Here is a 23335-nt window from a genome sequence, read left to right on the forward strand (position 1 = left end):
CCCCAGCTGCACCCCTGGTTCACTCGGAGATCGCCCCATGCTGCCACGTGTTACCGCCCTGCTCGCAGGCTTGAGTGCCTGCGCCCTGGCCCACGCCACGCCAAGCCACTACCCGCTGATCGTGGAAAACTGCGGCAGCAGCCTGACCTTCCAGCAAGCACCCGCTCGCAGCGTGAGCATCGGCCAGGCCGCCACCGAGATGCTTTATGCCTTGGGCGTGGGCGATAAAGTGGTAGGCACCTCGCTGTGGTTCAACAACGTGTTGCCACAGTACAAAGCACAGAACGACCGCATCGAGCGCCTGGCCAACAACGAGCCAAGCTTTGAAGCTGTGATCGCCAAGCGCCCGCAACTGGTGGCCGCCGAACTGGAATGGGTGGTGGGCCCGCAAGGCGTGGTCGGCACCCGTGAGCAATTTCATGAGTTGAAAATCCCCACCTATGTGCTGCCCTCTGACTGCGAAGCCAAGGACAATCTGGTCGGCGCCGACGGCACGCGGTTGCAACCGTTTCGCATCGAGACGATTTACCAGAGCATCCACCAGCTTGCGCAGATTTTCGACGTGCAGGCGCGCGGCCAACAGTTGAACGATGAGCTCAAGGCGCGCCTGGCCACATCCATCGCCACCGCCCAGGGCAAAGGTTTGAAGCAGGCCAGCGCACTGGTGTGGTTCTCCAGCGCCGAGATGGCCAGCGACCCTTATGTGGCCGGCCATAAAGGCGTGCCGCAATTCATGCTGCAAACCCTGGGCCTGCACAACGTGGTGCAGTCCGATGAAGAATGGCCCGCCGTCGGCTGGGAAACCATCGCCAAGGCCAACCCCACCTTCCTGGTGATTGCACGCATGGACCGTCGCCGCTACCCCGCCGACGACCACGAGAAAAAACTCGCCTTCCTGCGCAGCGACCCCGTCACCCGCAACATGGACGCGGTGAAACACAACCGCATCATCATCCTCGACGCCCTGGCACTGCAGGCCAGCCTGCGCACGTTCGACGGCCTTGAACAACTCGCTACGGCCATCGACGGCTACGACCTGGGCCAATGATGCGCACCCTCATTGCCCTCGCCCTGCTGTTGCTCGCCCTGCTCGCCGGCGTGGCCATCGGCGAAACCGCCATCGAACCGCAGGTGGTGCTGCAGGTGCTCGCCAATAAGCTCTGGGCCGCAGGCTACGCGCTGGACCCGATCGATGAAGGCGTGGTGTGGAACTACCGCCTGACCCGCACCCTGGTGGCCGCAGCCTGCGGTGCCGGGCTGGCGACCTGCGGGGTGATCCTGCAATCGTTGCTGCGTAACCCGCTGGCAGACCCGTACCTGTTGGGCATCAGCGCTGGCGCCTCCACCGGGGCCGTGCTCGTCGTGCTGATCGGTGTGGGCGGTGGGCTGGTGTCGCTGTCGGCAGGGGCGTTTGTCGGCGCCATGGCCGCGTTTGCGCTGGTGATTCTGCTCGCCCGCGCCAGCGGATCGTCCAGCGGCACCGGGCAGATCATCCTCGCGGGCATCGCCGGTTCGCAATTGTTCAATGCCCTGACCGCGTTCCTCATCACCAAGTCGGCCAGTTCCGAACAAGCCCGCGGCATTATGTTCTGGCTGCTGGGTAACCTCAGCGGCGTGCGCTGGCCGTCGGTGTGGCTGGCGGTGCCGGTGGCGGCGCTAGGGCTGGCGGTGTGCTTGTGGCATCGCCGTGCATTGGATGCGTTCACCTTCGGCAGCGACTCGGCGGCCTCCCTGGGCATTCCGGTGCGCCGCGTGCAATTTGTGCTGGTGGCCTGCGCCGCGTTGGTCACGGCGGTGATGGTGTCTATCGTCGGCTCCATTGGTTTTGTCGGGCTGGTGATTCCCCACGCTGCGCGCCTGTTGCTCGGCACCGGGCATTCGCGGTTACTACCGGCCAGTGCCTTGGGCGGCGCGCTGTTTCTGATCGCCGCCGATGTGCTCTCACGCACCCTGATCAAGGGCCAAGTGATTCCCGTTGGGGTGGTCACGGCGCTGGTAGGCGCGCCGGTATTTGCGTTGATTTTGATTGGCCGGAGGAACGCCCGATGAGCGTGCTCAGTTGCAGCGGCCTGGGTTTCAAGGTGCGTGAGGCGCAGTTACTGCACGGTATCGACCTGGACGTGCAGGCGGGCGAGACCCTGGGCATCGTCGGGCCGAACGGCTCGGGCAAGTCCACCCTGCTCAAACTGCTCGCCGGTTTGCGCCCGCCGGCCAGCGGCGAAGTGCGCCTGGGTGGCAAGCGCCTCGGTGAGTTGTCGCGCCGCACCATCGCGCAACAGCTGGCGGTCGTGGAGCAACAGGCCGACACCGACGACGCCATCCGCGTGTTCGACGCCGTGGCCCTGGGCCGCACGCCATGGCTGTCGGCGTTGAGCCCGTGGTCGCGTGAAGACGACGCCATCGTGCATCAGGCGCTGCACGACGTAGACGCTACCCACCTGAGCCAACGCGCCTGGCGCAGCCTCTCTGGCGGCGAACGCCAACGCGTGCACATCGCCCGCGCCCTGGCGCAGCGCCCGCAGATTTTGTTGCTGGATGAGCCGACCAATCACCTGGATATCCAGCATCAACTGGCGATCCTCAAAGGCGTGCAAGGCTTGCCGGTGACCACTTTGATTGCGCTGCACGACCTGAACCAGGCACTGACCTGTGATCGCCTGGCCGTGCTGGATCGTGGGCGACTGGTGGCGCTGGGTACGCCACTGGAAGTGCTGACGCCACAGCGTTTGCAAGAAACGTTCGGAGTGCAGGGGCATTACCTGACGGACCCGTTCGACGGCGCAAAAATCCTGCGCCTGCGCTCCAACTGAAACTGAACCTGTAGGAGCGAGCTTGCTCGCGAAAAACCCACAGGCGCCGCGTTCATCCAGGAAATACGCGTTATCGTTGACGTTTTTCGCGAGCGAGCTCGCTCCTACAGAAGGCGGTGCATATGGGTGGTTTGCCAGAGCGGGTCTGCCTCGACATCCACCACCTCGAAGCCCTGCCGCCGCCAGAAATCAATCGCCCCGGGCAGAAACGGATGGGTGTGCAGGTAAACCACTTTCACATCCGCCTCCCGCGCCAGCGCCTCCAACGAGCGGTATAACTGGCCCGCCAGGCCCAAGCGACGGAACGCCGGGCGCACATACAGGCGCACCACTTCCACTGTCTTGCAGCCCCGGTAGTCCAACTGGGGAAAACGACTGTCATAAGGCCGATAGCCCACCGCAGCCACGATTTGGCCGTCGGCGCGGGCAATCAGAAACTGCCCGCCACCCTGAAGGTAAACGGCTTCGAACTGCGCCAGATCATGGGGCATTCCGGTTGCGCTGAGCGTTGGAAACAGCTCATCGCGAGCCTGCAAAGCGAAGCTCAGCACCTCGGGAATGTCAGCGGCTTTGGCCGCCTGAATGCTAACGCCCATTGCCAAGGATTCGACCTGTTATCCACTGGCGGCTGTACGCCAACACCCTGTCGGCCATCGCCACCGGAAAATGAATAAACCCATGAGCCGCCTCCGGCAGCAGGTGCGCCTCAACGCCCGCCCATCGCTCGGCGATCAGCAGGGTGTCATCCTTGAGCGGGTCCAACTCGCCCACAAACATCAGCGCAGGCGGCAACCCTTCAAAGTCCCCATACAAGGGCGACAACGGCGCTTGCTGGCGCGCTTCATCGGTGAGCCCCGGCGTCAGCAGGCGCAGCGCGTCGACCATGCCTGGCCCGTCCAACAACAAGGTGTCCGGCCCGGCGGTGCGCACGCTCGGAGTGCCGGTCAAGTCGTAGACGCCGTAATACAACACCGCCCCGCTCACCCGTTGCAGCAACTCGGGCCATTGCTTGAGCGCCAACAAAGTGGCCGCCGCCAAGTGCCCGCCGGCCGACTCACCGACAACAATCACCGGCAGGCCGGCAAACTCCGGGCAGTCGGCCAACAGCCAACGCGCCGCCACCAGGCAGTCGTCCAGCAGCCCCTCAATCGGTGTATCGACCGCCAGCCGGTAATCCACCGACACCACCGCGACGTCACAGGCGTTGACCATGCCGAGGTTCAAGTCGTCATCCATTTGCGCATTGCCGATCACCCAGCCACCGCCGTGGATATCCAACACCACGCCTTTGGGCTTGCCGCTGGGGCGCAGGATGCGCACGGGCACCGTGCCTACCTTTTTCAGCTCCGCCACAGGCGCCTTTTTGAACGTCTGGCTGGCGCGCAGCAGCGCCTGGATCAGGCGCGGCGTGACGCGGTTGCGGATCTTGAACCGCGGCGTCCACGCCAGTTTCTGATTGAAGCGGCGCATCTGTGCCAGTTCGGGCTCGCTGGCGGGCCAATGCTGGTAGGCCATCAGCGGTTATTACGCAGGATCGAGAAGTTCAACGCTGCGGCCATGCACAGCCACACCAGATACGGGAACAGGATCAGGCCGGTAATCAGGTCCAGGCGCACGGCCAGCAGCACCATCGCTGCTACGGTCAGCCACAGCAGCACGATAATCACCATCCCGGCGAGCAACCGATGGGCGCCGAAGAACACCGGCGTCCACAGCGTGTTCAATGCAATCTGCGCCGCCCACAGGGCCAATACCATTTCGCTGCCTGGGATCAGGGTCAAGCGGTAACCGGCCCAGGCCAGCAGCAGGTAGATGATCGTCCAGGCCACTGGGAACAGCCAATTGGGTGGCGTGAAACTGGGCTTGACCAGGGATTCGTACCAGGCGCCGGGTTTGAAGATCACCCCGGTACTGGCGGCAGCGGCGCAGGCAAGCAGGAAGATGAAGAAAGTCATGGTCGGTCCTTGAGGTCGAGTGGGTGGAAAACAACGCTCTGCTTTCAGTGACTCAAATCAGCGCGCATAAATTCAATGTGGGGCGCAAAAATGACATGCGGGCGGCCTCTTCTACGCGTCATAAAAAATGGTTAAGGTTCTGAAACCTATCGCTCTGCGCTGGATTGAACAGCTCGCCCCGAGGCATCCCTTGCCCCCTATCGCCGATCACCGTAGCAGCCCCTGGTCAGTATTTCTGATCTTCCTGCGCCTGGGCCTCACCTCCTTTGGCGGCCCGATCGCACACCTGGGTTATTTTCGCGAAGCGTTCGTCATTCGGCGCCAGTGGCTGAGCGAGCGCAGCTACGCCGAACTGGTCGCCCTGTGCCAATTCCTCCCCGGCCCGGCCAGCAGCCAGGTCGGCATCGCGCTGGGCCTTTCACGGGCGGGTTATGGCGGCGCCCTGGCGGCCTGGGCCGGGTTCACCTTGCCGTCGGCCATCGCTCTGATTCTGTTTGCCTTGGGGCTGGCCCACTACGGCGGCGCCCTGCCCAATGGCGCGCTGCATGGTCTCAAAGTTGTCGCCGTGGCCGTGGTGGCCCAAGCAGTGTGGGGCATGGCGCGCAGTTTGTGCCGAGGCGCTTTGCGGGTGGCGTTGATGTTGATTGCCGCAAGCGTGGTGCTGCTGGCACCCTCCGCCTGGGCTCAAGTCGGGGTCATGATCGTCGCAGGCGTGGCCGGCCTGTTGTTGTTCAAGTACGAGACCCGTGCCGAAGCCGACGCCCTGCCCATCGCCATCAGCCGCCGTGCTGGCGCCTTGTGGTTGATGCTGTTTGTGCTGTTGCTGATGGGCTTGCCGATCCTCGCCGGCTGGGTGTCCAACCCCACGCTGGCACTGGTAGACGCCTTCTACCGCACCGGCTCACTGGTGTTCGGCGGCGGCCACGTGGTGTTGCCCTTGCTGCAAGCCGAAGTGGTGCCCAGCCAATGGGTGAGCAACGACGTGTTCCTGGCCGGCTACGGCGCCACCCAAGCCGTGCCGGGCCCGCTGTTCACCTTCGCCGCGTTCCTTGGCGCCTCCATGAGCCACGCCCCGAGCGGCTGGCTTGGCGGGGTGATCGCCCTGCTGGCGATCTTCGCGCCGTCGTTTCTGCTGATCTTTGGCGCGCTGCCCTTCTGGGCCAGCCTGCGCAAAAGCCCGCGTACCCAGGCGGCGCTGGCCGGTGTCAATGCGGCGGTGGTCGGCCTGCTGTTGGCAGCGCTGTATCGACCAGTCTGGACCAGCGCGATCTTCAACGGCTACGACCTCGCCCTGGCGTTGCTGGCACTGGTGGCGTTGATGGTGTGGAAACTGCCGCCCTGGCTGGTAGTGATAAGTGGCGGCCTACTCGGCACGTTACCGAACTTGTAGGAGCGAGCTTGCTCGCGAAAAACGTCAACGAAAACGCGCTCCTCCTGAATAAACGCGGCGCCTGTCAGTTTTTCGCGAGCAAGCTCGCTCCTACAGTATTGGGGCTACAATCTTGAGCCACGGCCAACGCGCCTGATAACTCCTGGCCTTGTGCAAAAACAGCTCCGGCTCCGGATGCAAAGGGTTGATACGCAACAGCCCCTGCTCCACATCCTCCAAGCCATAAGGCGCATACACCTCGCCCGAGGCAATATCCAACGCAATGCACGTACCCGCCACCAGGTAACGGTCAACCCCTTGCCGGGCCGAATGTAACTGCGGGTAAGGCCGGCCAAACCGCTGGCCGTACCAAAGGTGAACCCGCGCCTGATTCCTGACCTCCACGTTCACGCCCAGGTCTTGGAATAGCACCTGCGCCGCACGAATTACCGCGTCTTCCGCCTCGTAGGACAGGTCCTCGTCAAAGTAAAAAACGTCGTAGTCCTTCACGCCCTGAGCCGCCGGCAGATTCGCCTGATGATTCCACACCGCCTGGAACAAACAGCCCGCCGTGAGCATGCACTGCTGCACACCAAGCTCCGGCAGCCGCGCCGTGATTTGCGCATTGATCGGATTGGCCATCGCCAATTCAAGCAGGGTGTCGACACTCAATGTCATGTTCAATCCTCCATCGTCAGCGCCAACCATAACACCGGAATATGGCACTCCTGTAGGAGCGAGCTCGCTCGCGAAAACCCCAAACGATCACGCAGCGCCTGAAGGCAAAATCCGATTCCCTTGCCGCACCTTGCTCCATTGCCTACACGTGCATCTGCCGCCGGGCGCCGATACTGCTTATCCCTACCTTTAGTCGGATATTGCTGAGGGTTTTAGCGCAACGGCTAGCCTTCAGCCTATCGTAAGGGATAACGCTGAACTATCGGTCCATGAAGGGCCAGTACGCCTCGTCGTCCCGACGCTTTATCTGCTGAGGAGACGATAATGAAAATAACCTTGAAACGGTTGGCGTGCCTGGGTGCAAGCTTCACCAGCGTGCTCGCCATGGCCGATGCGGCCAGCCCGCCAGTGCTGTCACCTGCGATTCCCTTCGACGTCACCGCCAATGCCCCCTTCACCCTGGACAACCTGCAACACGATTTCGACGTGCTGTCGTGGCAGACCTTCGTCGCCCTGAACTGGCCCGCCAACGCCGACGGCAGCGCCAACACCTCGGCGCAGATCGGCGCGCCGGGGCAGACGGTGTGGGAGTCGTGGAAGGAGAGCTACGCGATTTTCCTGCCCCAAGGCCAGAAGCCGCTCGCCTGGGACCAGCACACGCCGCCACCCGCCGCCTGCCAAGGCAAGGGTGACCTGCCCGTATTGCAACAGATGGGCAAGGTTGCCGGTGTGCTCGACGAATTCATCCAGCCGTTCAAGACCGGCCCACTGGTGGACCAGAGCGGCACTTACACGCGCAACGCGATCATGGTCAACCAGCCAATGTTCGACAACATCGTCAACAATGGCCTCTATAGCAAGGAAGGCCAGCAAGCGTTCCTGAGCAAGGCCGACAACCGCATCGCCTTCTCCTGCGGCGTGAAGGACAAGCAGGTCGGCGCGATCATGGTCAAGTCGGCCTGGAAGGTACTCGGCGGCAATGACAACCCGCAGGACTTCCACGCCATCGACGCGCTGGTCTACACCCCAGGCAACGCCGACCCGAGCAAGGGCGCGGTGATCCCCGAATCGTGCAACGCGCAGAAGGTCGGGCTGGTCGGCCTGCACATCGTGCACAAGACCAAAGATGCGCCCCAGTGGGTGTGGTCCAGCTTCGAGCACGTGCGCAACGTGCCGGAAAAAACCACCCCCATGAACGAGCGCAAGGGCCCCTACCTGTTCTACAACGCCCAAGCCAGCAACCTCCCGGTGAACGAGCCGCCCGCACAGCCGTGGGACCCGTCGAAGAAAGCCACGCCCTCGCAGATTGTGCGAGAAATACCGCTCACCGCCGCAACCCACCAGCTCAACGCGCAGTGGCAAGGCGCGCTCAAGGGCACGGTGTGGGCCAACTACCAACTGATCAGTACTCAATGGCCAACCGCCCCCGCCGATGACTGCCTGGTGCCGTCGCCAACCAACCCGCTGGGTACGCCTGCGCCGAACTTTCTGGCCAACGCCACGCTGGAAACCTACAACCAGGGCACTACGCCGCAGGCTTCATCCAGTTGCATGGAGTGCCACAACAACGCGACCACCCGGGTGACCCAGTCACCGCGCACCAGCTTCGCCGATTTCACCTTTCTGCTTGAACGTGCCCAATCCACCGGTGCCAAGGAGTGATGCCATGAGCGACCCGAACCTGCAAGACTTCGTCGACCTGTCCGCCGTGCTCACTGGCCTGTCAGCCAAACTGCTGGCGCCCTCCCTCGACCCGATCAAACTGCCGCCGCTGTTCTTGGCCACAGCCCAGCAAGGCATGGGTACCGCAGCGTTGAACAACCTGCTGGGGCTGTACGCCAGCATCAAGAGCCAACCGCCTGAGCAAATCGCCAGCACCGTGCTCGGCAACTCAGACCCGCAAATCACCCAGGGCGCCCGCTCGATCATGAAGCTGTGGCTGCTGGGCAGCTGGTACCAACCTTATGACCAGGGCACCGCCCACAAGGGTGACATCCGTGTGGTCTCCGACCAGGCTTACAAGGAAAGCTGGGCGTGGAAGATCGCCCAATCCCACCCCATGGGCTACAGCGAGTACCACTTCGGCTACTGGGCCGAGCAACCACCGACCCTCAAGCAATTCACCGGTGTCGACGCCAAGGAAGGGCAGCAGCCATGAGCACTCTAAACACCCAGAACATTGAAACCGCCGATGTAATCGTCGTGGGCGCCGGCATGGCTGGTAGCGTCATGGCCTATCAGTTGGGCCTGGCCGGCTTGAAAGTGCTGGTGCTCGAGTCGGGCCCGGCGATACCGCCTAACCGCAGCGAGTACCTGGAGCGTTTCTATACCGCCGTGCTCAAGGCGCCCGAGTCGCCCTACCCACCGGAGCAGAGTGAGCAGACCCCGGCCAAACAGTTCGCACCGCGAGCGACTATCCAGGACTTGATCACCGCCGGCAGCCACGACAAGGACAAGGTGCAGAAGAGCTATCTGGTACAGAACGGGCCGCAACTGTTCGCCAGCACCTACGAGCGGGTAGGCGGCGGTACCATGTGGCACTGGATGGGCACGGCCCTGCGCCTGTTACCCAACGACTTTCGTATGCAGACCAAGTACAAGGTCGGGGTCGACTGGCCGATCAGCTACGACGACCTGCAGACCGCCTACTGCCGCGCCGAGGAAGAGATGTGCGTCTCTGCCGATGTGGCGTCACAGACCTACCTGGGCGTGACCTTCCCCCAGGGCTACCAATACAGCATGCACGGCATTCCTGCGTCGTTGGTCGATCAGGGTGTGGGCAAGGCCATCAATGGCACGCAGTACCAGGGCATCACCCTCAACGTGCGGCAAACGCCAGCCGGGCGTAACTCGCAGAACGACAACGGCCGCCGGGTATGCGCCGGCAACACCAGCTGCACGCCGATCTGCCCGATCCAGGCCAAGTATGACGCCACCGTGACCATGGCCAAGGCGCTGGATACCGGCAACGTGCGTATCCTCTATCAATGTGTGGCGAGCCAGGTGCAGGTCGATGCCAATGGGGTCGCGGGGATCGATTTCATCCAGTACCAGAACGATGGCACCCGCCAGAACGGCACGGCTCAGGGTAAGCGCTACGTGATCGCCGCCCACGCGATCGAAACGCCGAAGCTGCTGCTTAACTCCATCGGCCCGCACAGCCCCAACGGCGTGGCCAATAGCAGCGGCCAGGTCGGCAAGTCGCTGGCCGACCATCCGGTGTACCTGGCCTGGGGCCTGATGCCTGAAGGCAAGCCGGTGTTCCCGTTCCGTGGGCCATTGTCCACCTCGGGGATCGAGGACATGCGCGATGGTGCGTTCCGCAGCACGCGTGCCGCCTGGCGTATCGAGATCGGCAACGAGGGCTGGAATTGGTCGGCGAATGATCCGTACGCTGCCGTATGCGACTTCATCGACGGCACCAACGAAGGCGGCGCCAACCCTGGTAAAAAGGCGTTGTCCGGCGTGGCGCTGGTGCAGCAGCTCAACAGCGTGCTGACCCGCCAATTCCGCCTGGGCTTCTTGATTGAGCAGGTGGAGAAAGAGCCCGACGAAGCGCTGTGCCGGGTGGAGAGTAGCAAGCATTTCACCGACGGCTTGGGCCTGCCTCGGCCACAGATCGCCTACGAACTGTCCGACTACACCAAGGAGGGCTTCAAGCAGGCGCGCCTGGCCGCCACTCATATCATCACCAAACTGATGGGTGCCACCGAGCTGACCAACCTGAACCCCACGCTCGACCCCACGCTCGGCTCGCAAACGGTGTTCAACTACGATCACCAGAACTACGCCTTCTACGGCGCTGGCCACCTGATGGGCACCTACCGCATGGGCTCGGACCGCAACAAGTCGGTGGTGGACAAAGACCAGCGCAGCTGGGACCACCCCAACCTGTTCCTGGTCGGCGACGGCGTGTTCCCCTCCACCGGCACCGCCAACCCGACCTTGACCATCACCGCGCTGACTTTTCAGGCCGCCGACGTGGTCGCCAGCGACCTGCTCAAGCGTACCGTGCAGGTGCAGGCCAGAGACCCCTGGCAGGGCACAGGCGTGCAGGTCAACGGACAGAGCTGGCAACTGGCGGTGTGCACCGGTGGGCAGTGGACGGCCAACCCGGGCACCGGGATGGTCGGCGCGGCAGGCCACCCAGGCCTGACCGCCAAGCCCGGCTATACCCTGCCCGGTCAACCGGAAGGCGCGTTGATCGGGCGTATCGGCCCCAGCGGCGCGCCGTTCCTGGTGGGCAACCAGGCGCAATTGCCGCGTGGCCAGCAGGGGGAGTTGCAGTTGTGCATCAATGACGACCTGGCCGGGCGTTACGGGGCTGGCCTGAGCGATAACCAGGGCAGCCTGTCGGTGGAGGTGCGTTTCGGGGCGGTGTAGGCGCTGGCGTAGCAACCCCACAATGCCGCGGTATTGTGGGGTTGTTTTCTGTCGGCAAGTTGGCTTTTGATGAAGTTGGACGCGTGGTTACCGTGCGGTTGCCGGCAACTCCTGGCACCACTTGATAGAACGCAGCGCTTCCTCGGCAGGCACAAGCGCGTAGCGCGAGTAAAACATGGTTCCACTGAAACGACGGCCGTCGACTTCACCCAAGGTCTGCCCATCCTTGTAGTCAGAGGTGCTGAGTTGGTCGGCGATGTAATACACCTTGCCATTCTCGACGGTGATATCGAAACGCTGGTTAACCATACCGCTGATGATCGGTGGCGAGGTGGAGGCGACGCTGTGTTTGCCGGCGGGAATGCCGGCCTTGAAAAAACTACCGGAAGGCAAGCTGCCGACAGTACGGCCATCGACCTGAATAGTCGGGGCGACCCCGCCACCGATGCTCGCCGCCGTGCGATAAAAGTAAACCGTGGCCTCATCCGCACGGGGCTCTGCCGGTGATGTGAAGAATGGTTGGCCTTTGAGGTCCGGACCGCTGATGCAGCCGGTCAGTGAGACCAGGCCTGCGAACAGGCTGGCCCAGAGTAGCGTACAGCGCATGGCATGAAACTCCTTGAACGTGGATCAATGGGCGGCGGGGGCGACGACTGTCACCGTTACCGGATTCAGATCGTGCACAGCCCTTTACCGAAGTCAGTGGCATCAGAACTCGGCCAAGGCGCAAAACCGCTCTTCGGCGTCAGATTCACGATGTTCCGGTCCTTGAGCATCGGGTACTTGCGCTTGAGCGCCGGCACCGTGTCCTCAGCATTGTTCACGTTGGACAGGCAAAAGCGCAGGGCATCGACGCGCAGATCGCCGATATAAAGGGTTTCCCCGGCCTTCACCGAGAAAACCGCAGGCACCGGGCGCGGCATCGACTTACCCGCGTAATATACGTAATGCCACTGCGTGTACTCATACTCACCCGGCGGCACTTCATACATGAAGTAATGGCCCAGCACAGAGGGGGATGGCTGATCATCTTCATTGCCCAGCGTCGTCAGCCGTAATGCGGTGCCTGGGGCTCCCTGTTGCTTGATCTCAACCACCAGCCCATGAGGCTGCATCATCGGAAAGCTCTCACCAACCGAACCCACGATGATCGCCTTACTTGGGTCCGGTGCGTGCTTGCCGTCGTAGCGTGACGTAGCGCACCCGGACAGAAGCGTCGCGCAAAGTGCGATCGCGGCCCAGACGAGATGTTTACTGCTGACTTTCCCTAGCATTGGTCTTTTTTCCGATCAGTAATCTTGCAGTTCGTATAGCCCAGCGGAGCGAACCAAAAGTTCGCACATCTGATGCTTCGTTGCTGGCTCGTCGGCATCTATTGTCCGGCTACCCGCCCCTTGATAACAACCCACTCTTGACCCACTCCTGTAGGAGCGAGCTTGCTCGCGAAAAACTCAAACGATCACGCAGCGCCTGAAGGCAAAATCCGATTCCCCTTCCTCACCGCCAGGCTCCTGGACCGCGAAGCGCCCTGCCCTGGCTGATGATCAGCCCTTCATTCAATATTTCGATAACTCGCCGCGTCGTCATAAACCACGTATAACGCCTCGGCGAGTTGGCTTTTAGAGAGCCTTGGTGAGAATTACCTGATTGTTACCCGTAGCTGATGATTCCAAGTTGTTTTGCCATAAACAGTTCGTTCCGTTCAACGATCTCCTCGATCACCTTACCCTCCTTGTTGAACCGAAAATATGTCAAGGCCGTCCACGTCAAGCTCTTGCCTTCTACGTTAAAACCGTGCCATGTATTGGAGCCCGTTGCACAGTGTGTCAACGCAACGACAACAACGTCATCTGTAACAACTTCCTTACTGAAGGAAGTTTTAATTGTCTCATATCGCTCAACTACATTTGCGCTCAAGGCTCGCTTGAAATTTTCCAACCCGCCTATCGGGGCATCGCAGTCCGGTCGATGCACGACTACATCGACATCGAAATACTCAGAAACCCGCTCAACATCCTTACCATCCACACAGTGCTTAAAATAATTTTTTACCGTCTCTAGATTTTTTAAGTTCATACGCAACTTACTCCTCTTGCATTGATAATATGCAACCATTACAACCATCTTATAAAAGACTGCCCCACTTAAAAGAAGTCATACCCTGTGAAAACCCATCAATACGGACAGAACTCTCTCGCACACTTCACATGTGTTTAATGGGAACAACCCAGCGGTCAAGCACAGTCTAAAAGAGGTTCTGATATTCGTAAATCTATAATATAGTGCATGTGATATCGGCGATAGGAATACCACATGAGTCTGGAACGGTTGGAAAAGTGGGCGACAGTGAGGCACTTCCGCTTGGCGATTGCATTGTTTGAATATGGCAGCATTTTGCACGCCGCACGCTCGCTGCACCTCTCACAACCTACAGCGAGCAAACTGCTACAAGATCTGGAGGAGGCGGTAGAGGCTCAGCTCTACACTCGCAATCGCAGGGGGGTCACACCTACAGAGCTTGGCCGGGACTTTGTGCAGCGCAGCCGGATGATCCTTGCCCAGCTGGATCATGTATCCCAAGCGATCGACGCGCTGGGAAAAGGGCATGCCGGGCGTGTTGCCATAGGAAGCGTGTTAACGGGGTCAAGTTATCTTGTGCCTGCCGCCATCGCGCGACTCCAGGCAAGCCGACCAAGCATCCGCATCAAAATTGTCGAGGGTGTGAGCGCAGAACTGGTACCTCGGCTTATCTCAGGCGAGTTGGACTTCTTGATTGGAAGACTTTCTGATGTCAGCTCAAGCGTCGTTGTTACTCAGGAGGCGCTCTTCAGCGAAAACGCCATCATCGTTGCGCGCCGCGACCACGCTCTTGCTCAGCAACCTGGGGTTAAACTGGAAGAGCTCGCGCGCCAAGCATGGATTCTGCCGCCAATAGAAACGACTTTACGCAAGCAGTTCGATAGTGTCTTTCATCAAAAGGGAATTGAACCACCCCATGCAACGATAGAAACAGCCTCATTCTTCAATATACTTTGGTTATTAAAACAAACCGATCTTCTTGGCATATTACCTCAATCAATTATTTCTGACCCCGCGCACAGTAATGAGCTAGTTCGCCTCCCCGCTTTCGAACCTCTTATTCTTGAGCAAATCGGTGTTTCACGATTAAGAGACGCTACATTATCACCTGCTGCATCGGCTCTATTGGATGCACTAAGAGAAGTCATGCACCGCGCGCACAAACGGGAGAGCACTAGCTAACAATCCGCCGAGCCTGTTGAAAACAGTTGAATATTCAGTTTGCCCTTAAAGCCAATAACCGGGTAACGAGAGCGGTGATTGCTTTCGACCAGAAGTTGTCAGTCGACTGGCTAGCGTGGGACGGTTAGGCTAACGCTTTTCGCATGACTGGAAAGCGTATGAAAGAGGTGTACCTAGGAAGCTGCTTATGCGCAGCCGTCACTTACGAGCTATCCGCCACGCCCAAATCAGTGAGCCATTGCCATTGCCGCCAGTGCCGCAAGAGTCACGGGGCCGCATTCGCTTCTTACGGCAGTGTTCCCCGTAACGCATTACGCCTACTTTCCGGTGCCAACAGCATCAAAACCTATGCATCCTCAGAGGCGGTGTTGCGCGAATTTTGCACGCACTGCGGCTCGGCATTGTTCTGGTCGCGGTCTCAAGGGGAATTCGCCGACTGGGTGTCGATAGCGCTGGGCACGCTCGATACGCCCTTCATAGCTGAAAAGCAAAAACACGTTCATCTCGACTCCGCAGTCCACTGGTGCAGCTACCCGCCTCAGAAACCGCCAAGCTGCATGATATGAGTCGCCTGGGCATCATCTGTTCGCTTGAAGCCACAGCGCTCATAAAAGGCGCTTCCTTGAGCCGTATCCGTGAAAAGACGCACGACCTGAAACCTGAGAGCGGCACGTTCAACAAGCGCCTTTACCAGCGCCTGCCCGACGTGTTGCCCCCTTGAGGAAGCTGCGACATACACCCGCCGCAGTCTGGCCACATTATTGTCAGCATAGGGATCAACTGAAAGACCGCCAATGCCGATCAGTTGCTGATTCAAATAGGCCGCCATCAGACACTCGCCGGGTGCATCAAAGCGGTTTGCTCCAGAGTGCCATTCGTTAATCAGACGAGTGAGAAACCTGAAACCCTCCCCAACGGCTTCCTTTTCCAGCGCCTGTATCTGGCGCGGAAGGTATGTGATTGGTTGAACCTCATATCGTTTCATTCCATCCCTGCCTCCAATATGAAACGCGTTCAATGCTAACAATCTCGTTTGAGGTGATGAACACTCCTGTAGGAGCGAGCTTGCTCACGAAAACCCCAAACGATCACGCAGTGCCTGAAGGCAAAATCCGATTCCCCTGCCGCACCTTGCTCCATTGCCTACGCCTGCGTCAGAATCCGCCGGCTTGTGCGCTGAGGTGGCCGTCTCTAAGGTGGCTCAGTCGCTGAATTGTTCAGTGATTCGGGTTTAGTAGCCTGAATTTGGGTATCTATAAGTGCATGAGCGTCACCAATCAGACAGTGCGTCTGTGCTCGATGGTGGCTGTGCGTAGGGCGTCTTCGGGCGCGCCGGCTTTAGATATCCACCGGTCTACTAACCTGCGTACAGCTGCCACCCACTGTTTAGTAGCAGCGAGGTGCTGGCATCACTCAGGATGTCTACTCATGTTAAAAGCAGATTCAACCACCCTCTTCACCGTCGCCCCCAACGCCAGCAACGAAACCCTCATCACCAACAGCTACGAAACCTTCACCAGCGTCAGCACCCTGCTGCTCGACCTGTCCGAAGACCTCAACGGCAAACACCGCGACATCGCCCTGGCCATCCACCAACTGAGTGAGCTGGGCGTACTCCTCACCGCTAGGCTCCTGGACCGCGAAGCGCCCCGAGCTGGCTGATGATCAGCTCTTCGACTCATTAAACCGATGACTCGTCGCGTCGTTGTAAGCCACATACAACGACTCGACGATTTGGCGCTTGATGGCTTTGGTGGATTCAGCCTCAGCACAAAGCCCTCTGCGATGACGAGAGCGACGACTGCTTTAAAAGTGCGCTTGTACTTTCGCTGGCTCGAAACTGATGGGCGATGAGTTTGCTAATCCGCTCAAGTACTAGCTGGCTTCGCGATGCGGTATCCTAACCAACTCGTTAAACAAGGAAGAATAATGCGCTCGTCGTCATTTCTGTCGTATCTCAAACTCCCAGCTGTTCTGCTGATTGCCGGTCTCACAACCGCTTGTTCCAACTACCACTACAAGGATTACCAAGGCGATTGGGCACCGGAGTTGATGACGCCATATGACCTGTCCAATAACGCGGCCAATGCGCCAGTGGTGTATTTCGCCACCACCCGTTTTCGCGGATTGGGAGTAAAATTCCATCGATTGCTGCTGGCCACGCATGTGGACGACCAACTACTAGAGGGTTCCGGGCGGCGCTCAATCCTTGACGTTTCCGGCAAGCAGGCACTGCGCTTGACCCCAGGCAAACACTCCTTGAGCTGGTGTTGGGTATCGATGAATGCCTTGGGTACCGGTGGCGCCAAGTGCGGCTTCGTTGCTCGCGATGTGGAATTCCGCGCAGGCCAGCGATATGTCGTGGACTTCACCACCCGCGACGACATCAATGGGCCCCCGGGGCGTCAGGTCTCGACCATTACTATCGAATCCGAGATTCGAAATCTGGACACCCATGAAGTGATCTATCCGGTGAGAGGTATTGCAGAGCTGGAGAAGGAATAACGATTGCGACGATCACCGTCACAAACTGAGTTGGGCGGTGATCGAATGCTACGAGGCAAAGGAGAGCATCCGACGCTAACCTGCCCTCCACGAAGGGCAGCAATCGGCCGAAGCAGACGTTCAGCGATTGGGGCTAAACGATGTCTGCGCCCCCATCAGGAGCTTGAGAAAGCTTTCAGCCTCTGAGCGGTTCTGGAACATTAAAGTGAAGGTGCCCAGAGTAAGCAAGCAGCAAGGGGGAGATTCGATTTCTTCGAAAACGATTTTCACAGACGTCCTCCAGTCAAACCTTAATTACGTAGTTACAGGACGTAGCGGTTTGACCTGCCTTCCATCCTGAAACACCCGATCCTTACCATCATGCTTCGCTTTATACATATTGCTGTCGGCGCATTTGAGCACTGCGGACATGTCCGATGTCGCTCGGAACTGCGCGACGCCCGCGCTGCAAGTGAACTGATGCGGAGGCAATACACTGCAACGGATGTTGCCCAGCAGGCGCAATGCGTACTCATGAGCAACCGCATCATCTTCGCCCAACAACAAGACACCGAATTCCTCACCTCCAATCCGCCCGACACTGTGGCTGCCAGGGGTGGATTTCAGGCACGCGGCCATGGCACACAAAATCTTGTCACCGACATCGTGACCGTACTGATCGTTTTTTAATTTAAATTCGTCAATGTCCAACATTATAAAGTAGCCGCTGCGGCCTTCTGCCAATGCATTTTGGAAGAACCCCATAAAGGCCCGTCGATTAAGTAAGGATGTGAGAAAATCCGTCTCCGCCAATGTCCTGAATTCACTTTCGACCAACAACACTGAGCGCATGTTTCTTAGATAGGTAAAGCTGAGAGTAAACCCTATGGACATGGAAGCAACGCAAAAAATGACCAGATAAACTTCCAGTTCCCGGTAAAAGCCAACGTCCAAATTGGGCCACATCAGTATCCAGACCAGCAATGTAGAGAGAAGATAGTCCTGAACCGTGACGAATAAGATAGCACTGCTTACCACGATGATCACAGCTAGGGGCAGCGTAAAGACGCGCAGCTGCACATTGGTGTCAATCACATGCGCAAAGCCGAGTGATAAAATCAATATATACACGCCGCCGAGTATTCTCCATATGCGAAAATCAGCAACTACGCGATGAACGTACCATATAATCAACAACGATGCTGTAACCAACATATTTAACAGATTTAACGTTGTCGCAGGCTCAATCAGCAACACACAAAGCCAGGAAACAATTCCCGCCATTTCAATCTTGGTTACCGCTGGTGACAGCAGTGTTCGCATTCTTGGTCTGATTTTGAAATTCGCCGGCATCCCTAAACTCCTTTTCCGAAACGGCCTGAATGTGATGTCAACGTCTGGGCAATACCTAATCAATGAATTAAGTGTGCTTTGGCATCCAAATTCCTGTTATCAATCGGAAAAACCGTACGCAAAAACTTCCATATTGCTTTCACCAAAGGAGGAGGCGTTACCGCGACGCAGATAAAGCGTTCAATGCAGATCGCTGGTGACTCTACCAATGGCTTTCACTACTTGCTTTGCGCCTGACTGGATAGCTGCCATCGCCATACCTGCCTGTTCGGACAGTTCCAATAAAACGTTGGCTTGGTCTCTGCTGCACTGGACATGCAACGCGGCTTCGCCGGCCAATTCTCGATTTTGCCTGACCACACCGTTAATCTCCTGGGTGGCCGCACTGGTACGGCCGGCGAGCTTGCGCACTTCATCCGCCACGACAGCGAATCCTCGTCCATGCACTCCAGCGCGTGCAGCTTCGATAGCGGCGTTAAGCGCCAAGAGATTTGTCTGGGTGGCAATGGCGCCGATCGTGTCGACGATGGAAGCGATCAACTGCGACTGCGATTCAAGCGCGGTCATGCTGTCGGTCACCAAGGCCATCTGTTGGGAAATATTCTGTGTGCCGAGCACGGAGTCGGCGACCAGTTCCATCCCTCGGTTAGCTTTCACATCGGTATCTAGCGACACGTCGTAAGCCATGGTCGCTGCTTGTTTGATTCCGTCGGCTTTTTCAACTTGCTCGGTCACTACGCTGGCGAATTTGGCAATTTTATAAACCCGACCGGAAGCGTCTCTGATGGGATTGTAAGTGGCCTCCAGCCAAACCACTTTTCCGCTTTTATCTACCCGGCGAAAGCGACCAGCGTTAAACACGCCCTTGTTCAGACTCTTCCAGAATTCGTCGTAATGCGCCGACGCCACGTCCTCCGCCAGGCAGAACAGACGGTGATGCTTGCCCTGTATCTCCGCAAGGCTGTAACCCATCGCCTGGACGAACGATTCGTTGGCGTAGACGACCTCACCCGCGAGACTGAACTGGATCATCGCCATCGAGCGGTTCAGTGCGCTGAACATTTCGATAACCTCCTGTTCGTCCCGCGCCAGCGGAGGTGCAACCATGCCGTAGCCTTGAAACGTCCGGTTCGCTGCAGCGATCCAGCCTATATTGAGTGTCACAGCACGGCCGTCGGAGGCACGATAGCGTTGCCGTTCGATGGCGCACAGGTTGGGTGCAAAATCATTCTGCGGTTGCGCGTTGATGTCACTCATTACCATTTTTGAAAGCTGTTCCAGCGAGTATCCCAGCGTTTGCGCAAACTGCTGGTTGGCCGAGATAATCCGACCAGCTCCATCGACACGTACTGAAAGAAACACCGCTTCGACGTCAGCGACTGTCCCGAGCGCCAGGCACAATTGCTCTTGGCAGGTAAAAAGAGCATTCTTCAACTGGCGATTAAACACGCTAAACTCCGGCATAAAAATTACAACAAAAAGGACATTGCTTAGTGATTAAATCGCTCCCCAGAATAACAAGCGAACTCGCGCTAACGCTCACACACACAGCGAATACCGCCAGGCTCGTTTCCTACTTCGCTCTTATCAACTCCCAACTCCATGCTGACACGGGCAATTGCAAAGTAGATTGACATGGCCCGCCGCATCAATTCGAGAAAGGCCGGACTCAACCCCACCAAACGTTTGTCGCATTTGAAATAGCCCTGTAACTGGCCTTCTTTGATCATGCGCTGCATGTGTGTTTTGGACACGCCCAGACGCGATGAAAGCTCCACGTAAGAGGATACGTTGTAGCCGGTCTCTAACGAGCCGGTGCGCAGGGCATCGGCATAGAGTGCGAGCATCGGCAGATGACCGCCGTCCCGATTGAGAATCCATTTCGCTTCAGGCAACAGCTTGTCGAGCAGGAAGTCCCCTTCAAGTATCTTGGCAAACCCTCGAAAAAATACGCGCAATAGATCAACATTCTTCCCCACAACCGATAACCCACTGTCGTATGGAGAGATCATCTGCGAAGGCAGCAAATAAGATTTAATTAGCTGCACGGTATTGCTTAGCGCTTTTTCCGTAGGTCGGAAACTACGTTGACGCCCGTCCTGCACATGTAACCGAACATCCAGATATCCGGCAATGGACAAAAATGAACAATAAGAATCCAGGCTATTTCGAGACATATAGCCACGTTCGTAGCAGAATGCCTTTACTCTGGACAAAGGAACTTTCTCGTCTTTGTAGCTGAAGCTCAATAAAGACAGGGCAACCATGAATCGGTCATATTTCAACAAATTTTTATAAAACGAAGGCTTTTCTCGATAGCTTTCCATGACCAAATCGAAATGCAGCAGAACAGCTTCATCTATATTGTCTCGGGTCATTTCCGAACTGGTCTCTTTCAAATACTCAAGCAGATCAGTCTTGTTCATCGAAGTTACACAACCTTTAGCCGGCAATATCAAACTGCTACCATTCGCAATACGCACAGTATATGCGTATTCGAACCGCTGGCAGGTTCACCCCAAAAATGTTTTATGACCTGACGCGCTTCGATCGCAGCTCACCCGAGCGTGTCTGATCGATGCCCACCGGCCTAAAGGTGAGCTGCGTGCAAGAATCTCTTCGACCAATAGCAGCCATCAACGCGTCACTATAATTCCCGCCCTTGCATCATGATGCTCGCCACGATCCCCTCGTGGCACCGAACTATAGTTGGTGCATCTAACCCATCTTGGAGTGGGCCAGCGCGAATTCATCGTCCAGGATCCCGACGGTTATCTCATCAGGTTGGTAGAGCGGTTGGGTGAGAGGCGGATTTGCTCAATCTGAATTTGAATCTGAGCCAAGCCGATATTCAGGTTTGGGGTTCAGCGGACGTAGTTCAACGTCCGCTAATGGCCGATTTCTGCCGTTCGTGCAGGCCAGCAATCGCAAACCCGATGCCCAGAGCTAACCCCCCGGTATCTGATACACAACCGAATCATATTTTTCCGCCGTCCGCCTTTCGATGACGACTCCCCCCAGAGCTTCAGCAATACGTCGACTCGCACGGTTCTGCGTCGCAACAGGGTAAATGAAGTGCTTGGCTGCCACCCACTGGCTAGCCCATTGAACAACCGCCCGCACCGCTTCACCACCAAAGCCCAGCCCGTGTTTATCTTCACGGATCCAGATCCCCAACTCCGGCGTTTCACTGCCGGTATGATGCAGCCCGACCAAGCCGATAAAACGAGCACCTACCCGCTCCCTGACTGTGAACACGATGTCGCTGCCATCCGCTATCGCAGGCAGCCACTGCCCCCAGACTTGCGCGTACTCTTCCAGTGAGGCAGGCGGTTCCCAGGACATGTAGCGAGTCAAAGACGGTGTGATACAAGCGAAAGACTCAACAGCGTCCTGCTCGCAGAAGGGCTCGATGCTCAGGCGTTGCGAGAGAATACGGATTGGGTGGGTATCCACTGGCATTGCACTTTCCTTCCTAGGGTCCGTTACTCCATGTATGCCGTGAACATATAATGCGGGTCGCTTCATCAGTATCAGGCTCTCTATACTGAGCCCCCAGGATGGTAGTTGGAGCACCCAATATGCCCGTCGCACCCAATCAAAACTCCCCCATCATTTTGGTCCCTGCTCAACAAAGCGACTTGGATAATCTGGTAGCCATTCGAATTGAGGCCATGCGCGAAAGCCTGGAGCGTGTTGGGCGATTTGATCCAGCCCGTGCGCGGGAGCGGTTTGTTGGCGGCTTTGAAGCTCGCGACACACGCTATATCGAGGCAGCTGGAGAGCGGGTGGGTTTCGTAGTGGTGAAACGTCACCACCATGAACTCTTGCTCGACCACTTGTATGTCAGGCCGAGCGCGCAAGGGTCAGGGGTAGGGTCTGCTGTTCTCTCTCAGATTTTCAAAGAGGCGGATGCGGCTGCGCTGCCTATCAAAGTAGGGGCTCTCAAAGAAAGCGCTTCGAATCGCTTTTATACCCGCCATGGCTTCCAGTTCATCGAAAGCAGTGACTTCGACAATTATTATGTTCGCCAGCCTATTCCGGCGATTGGCGCTCATTCCGGAACCATGGGCTGACTGGTACTAGCCCTTCAGTTCACCAGCCCGATTGCTCGCCGCGTCGTCATACGCCACATACAACGACTCTGCGATTTGGCTTTTGATCGCCTTGGTAGACTCCAAACCCAGCACAAAACCCTCGGCTTTACCGCCGGCTCGGTTGAGTTCTTCATGGGTGGAGGCGCCAGTAATAGCGTCAAGCAGCTTGGCGGCGTGGGGGCCGACGCCTTTGGGGAGGGAGATCTGGTCGATGGACATTATCGCTACCTTGAAAAATGAAGTTCGGGAGCGAGTGAAACCACTGCCGGGGCTGGCATGGTAGACCTGTTTGCCTTGAAAGGGGTCGCTTTACGCGCAGCGGCGCTATTCTTTGCGGCTACGCAGGCAGATGGGCCATTGGTAAATCTGGAGGGGTTTATGGAGTATTGCGTTGAGGGCTACTGCCTTCGGCCATTGCGGGGCGACGATTTCGAGAGGGTCAGCCGTTACGAGCGGGTCAATCGCAGGCATCTGCAACCCTGGGAGCCGCTCAGGGATGAGGAGTATTTCAGCATTGGCAGCGCCAAGGCCAGGGTGGAGCAGCAGGTCAACAATATGCAGGCTGGCAACGCTCTGTGTTTCCTCTTGCTTGAACCCGAGAGCGGAGAGGTTCTAGCGCGTTGTAACTACACGAACATTGTGAGAGGCGTTTTTCAGGCCTGTCATCTTGGCTTCTCGTTAGCGGAATCTGCCCAAGGCCGTGGCCTGATGAAAAGAACACTTCAGGTCACTAACCGTCACTGCTTTGAGCAGTTGGGTCTTCATCGGATCATGGCCAATCATTTACCTCACAATGTGCGCAGTGAACGTCTCCTGGAATCGCTGGGGTTTGAGAAGGAGGGACATGCGCGGGCCTATCTGAAGATTGCTGGCGTTTGGGAGGACCATACGTTGAGATCATTGATCAACCCTGGAGAATAAGCGCGCCATCCACCGCACTCGGGA

At 58.0% G+C, this 23335-nt stretch carries 26 protein-coding genes and 2 pseudogenes; 14 read left to right on the forward strand and 14 right to left on the reverse strand.

Going from position 1 to position 23335, the window contains the following annotated elements:
• The first annotated feature begins 37 nt into the window (after positions 1–37).
• Genes ACWHXD_RS20510 through ACWHXD_RS20520 form a run of 3 tightly spaced genes read left to right on the forward strand, consistent with a single transcriptional unit; the run spans position 38 to position 2810 of the window.
• Positions 38–1048: an ABC transporter substrate-binding protein gene (locus ACWHXD_RS20510; protein ID WP_138762929.1), complete on the forward strand. Its 1011-nt coding sequence runs from the start codon at positions 38–40 to the stop codon at positions 1046–1048.
• Positions 1045–2049, forward strand: a complete 1005-nt coding sequence (locus ACWHXD_RS20515; RefSeq protein ID WP_138762930.1) for a FecCD family ABC transporter permease — start codon at positions 1045–1047, stop codon at positions 2047–2049. Before ACWHXD_RS20510 ends, ACWHXD_RS20515 begins: the two co-directional genes overlap by 4 nt.
• Positions 2046–2810 carry an ABC transporter ATP-binding protein gene (locus ACWHXD_RS20520; RefSeq protein WP_098950832.1) on the forward strand — a complete coding sequence of 255 codons (765 nt, stop codon included), beginning with the start codon at positions 2046–2048 and terminating at the stop codon, positions 2808–2810. The genes ACWHXD_RS20515 and ACWHXD_RS20520 overlap by 4 nt, the downstream gene beginning before the upstream one ends.
• A 104-nt stretch (positions 2811–2914) precedes the next feature.
• Here ACWHXD_RS20520 and ACWHXD_RS20525 read toward each other — a convergent pair whose 3' ends face one another.
• Genes ACWHXD_RS20525 through tspO form a run of 3 tightly spaced genes read right to left on the reverse strand, consistent with a single transcriptional unit; the run spans position 2915 to position 4765 of the window.
• Positions 2915–3406: a GNAT family N-acetyltransferase gene (locus ACWHXD_RS20525; RefSeq protein WP_098950831.1), complete on the reverse strand. Its 492-nt coding sequence runs from the start codon at positions 3404–3406 to the stop codon at positions 2915–2917.
• Positions 3396–4325: an alpha/beta hydrolase fold domain-containing protein gene (locus tag ACWHXD_RS20530; RefSeq protein WP_138762931.1), complete on the reverse strand. Its 930-nt coding sequence runs from the start codon at positions 4323–4325 to the stop codon at positions 3396–3398. Before ACWHXD_RS20530 ends, ACWHXD_RS20525 begins: the two co-directional genes overlap by 11 nt.
• Positions 4325–4765 (reverse strand): tryptophan-rich sensory protein TspO, encoded by a 441-nt coding sequence (gene tspO, locus ACWHXD_RS20535; protein ID WP_138762932.1) that lies wholly within the window; start codon positions 4763–4765, stop codon positions 4325–4327. Before tspO ends, ACWHXD_RS20530 begins: the two co-directional genes overlap by 1 nt.
• A 190-nt stretch (positions 4766–4955) precedes the next feature.
• Here tspO and chrA point away from each other — a divergent pair, with 190 nt between their 5' ends.
• Positions 4956–6155 carry a chromate efflux transporter gene (chrA, locus tag ACWHXD_RS20540; protein WP_138762933.1) on the forward strand — a complete coding sequence of 400 codons (1200 nt, stop codon included), beginning with the start codon at positions 4956–4958 and terminating at the stop codon, positions 6153–6155.
• 90 nt (positions 6156–6245) lie between these two features.
• On the opposite strand, the gene ACWHXD_RS20545 is transcribed toward chrA, so the two are convergent.
• Positions 6246–6812 (reverse strand): nucleotidyltransferase family protein, encoded by a 567-nt coding sequence (locus tag ACWHXD_RS20545; protein ID WP_138762934.1) that lies wholly within the window; start codon positions 6810–6812, stop codon positions 6246–6248.
• Positions 6813–7136: 324 nt separating this feature from the next.
• On the opposite strand from ACWHXD_RS20545, the gene ACWHXD_RS20550 reads away from it, so the two are divergent.
• The 3 genes from ACWHXD_RS20550 to ACWHXD_RS20560 are packed head-to-tail and all read left to right on the forward strand — an operon-like array spanning position 7137 to position 11195.
• Positions 7137–8474, forward strand: coding sequence for a cytochrome C (locus tag ACWHXD_RS20550; protein ID WP_138762935.1), 1338 nt, complete (start codon positions 7137–7139; stop codon positions 8472–8474).
• A gap of 4 nt (positions 8475–8478) precedes the next feature.
• Positions 8479–8970 (forward strand): sorbitol dehydrogenase, encoded by a 492-nt coding sequence (locus ACWHXD_RS20555; protein ID WP_138762936.1) that lies wholly within the window; start codon positions 8479–8481, stop codon positions 8968–8970.
• On the forward strand, positions 8967–11195 hold the full coding sequence (locus ACWHXD_RS20560) for a GMC oxidoreductase (RefSeq protein WP_138762937.1): 2229 nt from the start codon (positions 8967–8969) through the stop codon (positions 11193–11195). The genes ACWHXD_RS20555 and ACWHXD_RS20560 overlap by 4 nt, the downstream gene beginning before the upstream one ends.
• An 87-nt stretch (positions 11196–11282) precedes the next feature.
• Here the strand turns inward: ACWHXD_RS20560 and ACWHXD_RS20565 are convergent, their stop codons facing one another.
• The 3 genes from ACWHXD_RS20565 to ACWHXD_RS20575 all read right to left on the reverse strand — a co-directional run bounded on the left by ACWHXD_RS20565 (position 11283) and on the right by ACWHXD_RS20575 (position 13271).
• A complete protein-coding gene (locus tag ACWHXD_RS20565; RefSeq protein ID WP_138762938.1) occupies positions 11283–11801 on the reverse strand; it encodes a DUF2846 domain-containing protein in 519 nt (172 codons plus the stop codon).
• A 65-nt stretch (positions 11802–11866) separates the two neighbouring features.
• On the reverse strand, positions 11867–12469 hold the full coding sequence (locus ACWHXD_RS20570; protein WP_138762939.1) for a hypothetical protein: 603 nt from the start codon (positions 12467–12469) through the stop codon (positions 11867–11869).
• 376 nt (positions 12470–12845) lie between these two features.
• Positions 12846–13271 carry an ester cyclase gene (locus ACWHXD_RS20575; protein ID WP_032896108.1) on the reverse strand — a complete coding sequence of 142 codons (426 nt, stop codon included), beginning with the start codon at positions 13269–13271 and terminating at the stop codon, positions 12846–12848.
• Positions 13272–13508: 237 nt separating this feature from the next.
• On the opposite strand from ACWHXD_RS20575, the gene ACWHXD_RS20580 reads away from it, so the two are divergent.
• Both ACWHXD_RS20580 and ACWHXD_RS20585 read left to right on the forward strand, forming a co-directional pair.
• Positions 13509–14456, forward strand: coding sequence for a LysR family transcriptional regulator (locus ACWHXD_RS20580; protein WP_138762940.1), 948 nt, complete (start codon positions 13509–13511; stop codon positions 14454–14456).
• A gap of 158 nt (positions 14457–14614) precedes the next feature.
• Positions 14615–15022, forward strand: a complete 408-nt coding sequence (locus tag ACWHXD_RS20585) for a GFA family protein (protein ID WP_138762941.1) — start codon at positions 14615–14617, stop codon at positions 15020–15022.
• Here ACWHXD_RS20585 and ACWHXD_RS20590 read toward each other — a convergent pair.
• On the reverse strand, positions 14995–15441 hold the full coding sequence (locus ACWHXD_RS20590; RefSeq protein WP_032896107.1) for a GNAT family N-acetyltransferase: 447 nt from the start codon (positions 15439–15441) through the stop codon (positions 14995–14997). The two genes, ACWHXD_RS20585 and ACWHXD_RS20590, sit on opposite strands and share 28 nt — an antisense overlap.
• Before the next feature lie 443 nt (positions 15442–15884).
• On the opposite strand from ACWHXD_RS20590, the gene ACWHXD_RS20595 reads away from it, so the two are divergent.
• Positions 15885–16118 carry a DUF6124 family protein gene (locus ACWHXD_RS20595; RefSeq protein ID WP_138762942.1) on the forward strand — a complete coding sequence of 78 codons (234 nt, stop codon included), beginning with the start codon at positions 15885–15887 and terminating at the stop codon, positions 16116–16118.
• 267 nt (positions 16119–16385) lie between these two features.
• A complete protein-coding gene (locus ACWHXD_RS20600; RefSeq protein WP_032896105.1) occupies positions 16386–16961 on the forward strand; it encodes a hypothetical protein in 576 nt (191 codons plus the stop codon).
• Positions 16962–17255: 294 nt separating this feature from the next.
• Here ACWHXD_RS20600 and ACWHXD_RS20605 read toward each other — a convergent pair whose 3' ends face one another.
• The 4 genes and pseudogenes from ACWHXD_RS20605 to ACWHXD_RS20620 form a co-directional block, all read right to left on the reverse strand.
• Positions 17256–18293 carry a GGDEF domain-containing protein gene (locus ACWHXD_RS20605; RefSeq protein ID WP_138762943.1) on the reverse strand — a complete coding sequence of 346 codons (1038 nt, stop codon included), beginning with the start codon at positions 18291–18293 and terminating at the stop codon, positions 17256–17258.
• Positions 18294–18473: 180 nt separating this feature from the next.
• On the reverse strand, positions 18474–18980 hold the full coding sequence (locus ACWHXD_RS20610; RefSeq protein ID WP_370706276.1) for a methyl-accepting chemotaxis protein: 507 nt from the start codon (positions 18978–18980) through the stop codon (positions 18474–18476).
• Between the two features lie 45 nt (positions 18981–19025).
• Positions 19026–19757, reverse strand: a pseudogene (locus ACWHXD_RS20615) (PAS domain-containing protein); the annotation flags it as partial.
• Between the two features lie 68 nt (positions 19758–19825).
• Entirely contained in the window at positions 19826–20719 is an 894-nt protein-coding gene (locus ACWHXD_RS20620) for a hypothetical protein (protein WP_138762945.1), read from the reverse strand.
• 307 nt (positions 20720–21026) lie between these two features.
• Between ACWHXD_RS20620 and ACWHXD_RS20625 the strand changes: the two are divergent.
• Positions 21027–21119, forward strand: a pseudogene (locus ACWHXD_RS20625) (VOC family protein); the annotation flags it as partial.
• Positions 21120–21239: 120 nt separating this feature from the next.
• Here the strand turns inward: ACWHXD_RS20625 and ACWHXD_RS20630 are convergent.
• Positions 21240–21755: a GNAT family N-acetyltransferase gene (locus tag ACWHXD_RS20630; RefSeq protein ID WP_138762946.1), complete on the reverse strand. Its 516-nt coding sequence runs from the start codon at positions 21753–21755 to the stop codon at positions 21240–21242.
• Positions 21756–21874: 119 nt separating this feature from the next.
• Here ACWHXD_RS20630 and ACWHXD_RS20635 point away from each other — a divergent pair, with 119 nt between their 5' ends.
• Entirely contained in the window at positions 21875–22369 is a 495-nt protein-coding gene (locus ACWHXD_RS20635; protein WP_122299336.1) for a GNAT family N-acetyltransferase, read from the forward strand.
• Between the two features lie 6 nt (positions 22370–22375).
• On the opposite strand, the gene ACWHXD_RS20640 is transcribed toward ACWHXD_RS20635, so the two are convergent.
• The gene (locus ACWHXD_RS20640) at positions 22376–22609 is read right to left on the reverse strand and encodes a hypothetical protein (protein ID WP_034136025.1); all 234 of its coding nucleotides are present in this window, start codon (positions 22607–22609) and stop codon (positions 22376–22378) included.
• A 159-nt stretch (positions 22610–22768) separates the two neighbouring features.
• On the opposite strand from ACWHXD_RS20640, the gene ACWHXD_RS20645 reads away from it, so the two are divergent.
• The gene (locus tag ACWHXD_RS20645) at positions 22769–23311 is read left to right on the forward strand and encodes a GNAT family N-acetyltransferase (RefSeq protein ID WP_138762974.1); all 543 of its coding nucleotides are present in this window, start codon (positions 22769–22771) and stop codon (positions 23309–23311) included.
• Positions 23312–23335 lie beyond the last annotated feature (24 nt).

Source organism: Pseudomonas fjordensis (assembly GCF_976987115.1).

Bases quoted from the DNA above. Each gene is read 5' to 3' on its own strand.
- ACWHXD_RS20510 (WP_138762929.1), top strand. From the start codon at position 38: ATGCTGCCACGTGTTACCGCCCTGCTCGCAGGCTTGAGTGCCTGCGCC.
- ACWHXD_RS20515 (WP_138762930.1), top strand. From the start codon at position 1,045: ATGATGCGCACCCTCATTGCCCTCGCCCTGCTGTTGCTCGCCCTGCTC.
- ACWHXD_RS20520 (WP_098950832.1), top strand. From the start codon at position 2,046: ATGAGCGTGCTCAGTTGCAGCGGCCTGGGTTTCAAGGTGCGTGAGGCG.
- ACWHXD_RS20525 (WP_098950831.1), bottom strand. From the start codon at position 3,406: ATGGGCGTTAGCATTCAGGCGGCCAAAGCCGCTGACATTCCCGAGGTG.
- ACWHXD_RS20530 (WP_138762931.1), bottom strand. From the start codon at position 4,325: ATGGCCTACCAGCATTGGCCCGCCAGCGAGCCCGAACTGGCACAGATG.
- tspO (WP_138762932.1), bottom strand. From the start codon at position 4,765: ATGACTTTCTTCATCTTCCTGCTTGCCTGCGCCGCTGCCGCCAGTACC.
- ACWHXD_RS20545 (WP_138762934.1), bottom strand. From the start codon at position 6,812: ATGACATTGAGTGTCGACACCCTGCTTGAATTGGCGATGGCCAATCCG.
- ACWHXD_RS20550 (WP_138762935.1), top strand. From the start codon at position 7,137: ATGAAAATAACCTTGAAACGGTTGGCGTGCCTGGGTGCAAGCTTCACC.
- ACWHXD_RS20555 (WP_138762936.1), top strand. From the start codon at position 8,479: ATGAGCGACCCGAACCTGCAAGACTTCGTCGACCTGTCCGCCGTGCTC.
- ACWHXD_RS20560 (WP_138762937.1), top strand. From the start codon at position 8,967: ATGAGCACTCTAAACACCCAGAACATTGAAACCGCCGATGTAATCGTC.
- ACWHXD_RS20565 (WP_138762938.1), bottom strand. From the start codon at position 11,801: ATGCGCTGTACGCTACTCTGGGCCAGCCTGTTCGCAGGCCTGGTCTCA.
- ACWHXD_RS20570 (WP_138762939.1), bottom strand. From the start codon at position 12,469: ATGCTAGGGAAAGTCAGCAGTAAACATCTCGTCTGGGCCGCGATCGCA.
- ACWHXD_RS20575 (WP_032896108.1), bottom strand. From the start codon at position 13,271: ATGAACTTAAAAAATCTAGAGACGGTAAAAAATTATTTTAAGCACTGT.
- ACWHXD_RS20580 (WP_138762940.1), top strand. From the start codon at position 13,509: ATGAGTCTGGAACGGTTGGAAAAGTGGGCGACAGTGAGGCACTTCCGC.
- ACWHXD_RS20585 (WP_138762941.1), top strand. From the start codon at position 14,615: ATGAAAGAGGTGTACCTAGGAAGCTGCTTATGCGCAGCCGTCACTTAC.
- ACWHXD_RS20590 (WP_032896107.1), bottom strand. From the start codon at position 15,441: ATGAAACGATATGAGGTTCAACCAATCACATACCTTCCGCGCCAGATA.
- ACWHXD_RS20595 (WP_138762942.1), top strand. From the start codon at position 15,885: ATGTTAAAAGCAGATTCAACCACCCTCTTCACCGTCGCCCCCAACGCC.
- ACWHXD_RS20600 (WP_032896105.1), top strand. From the start codon at position 16,386: ATGCGCTCGTCGTCATTTCTGTCGTATCTCAAACTCCCAGCTGTTCTG.
- ACWHXD_RS20605 (WP_138762943.1), bottom strand. From the start codon at position 18,293: ATGCCGGCGAATTTCAAAATCAGACCAAGAATGCGAACACTGCTGTCA.
- ACWHXD_RS20610 (WP_370706276.1), bottom strand. From the start codon at position 18,980: ATGGCTTACGACGTGTCGCTAGATACCGATGTGAAAGCTAACCGAGGG.
- ACWHXD_RS20620 (WP_138762945.1), bottom strand. From the start codon at position 20,719: ATGAACAAGACTGATCTGCTTGAGTATTTGAAAGAGACCAGTTCGGAA.
- ACWHXD_RS20630 (WP_138762946.1), bottom strand. From the start codon at position 21,755: ATGCCAGTGGATACCCACCCAATCCGTATTCTCTCGCAACGCCTGAGC.
- ACWHXD_RS20635 (WP_122299336.1), top strand. From the start codon at position 21,875: ATGCCCGTCGCACCCAATCAAAACTCCCCCATCATTTTGGTCCCTGCT.
- ACWHXD_RS20640 (WP_034136025.1), bottom strand. From the start codon at position 22,609: ATGTCCATCGACCAGATCTCCCTCCCCAAAGGCGTCGGCCCCCACGCC.
- ACWHXD_RS20645 (WP_138762974.1), top strand. From the start codon at position 22,769: ATGGAGTATTGCGTTGAGGGCTACTGCCTTCGGCCATTGCGGGGCGAC.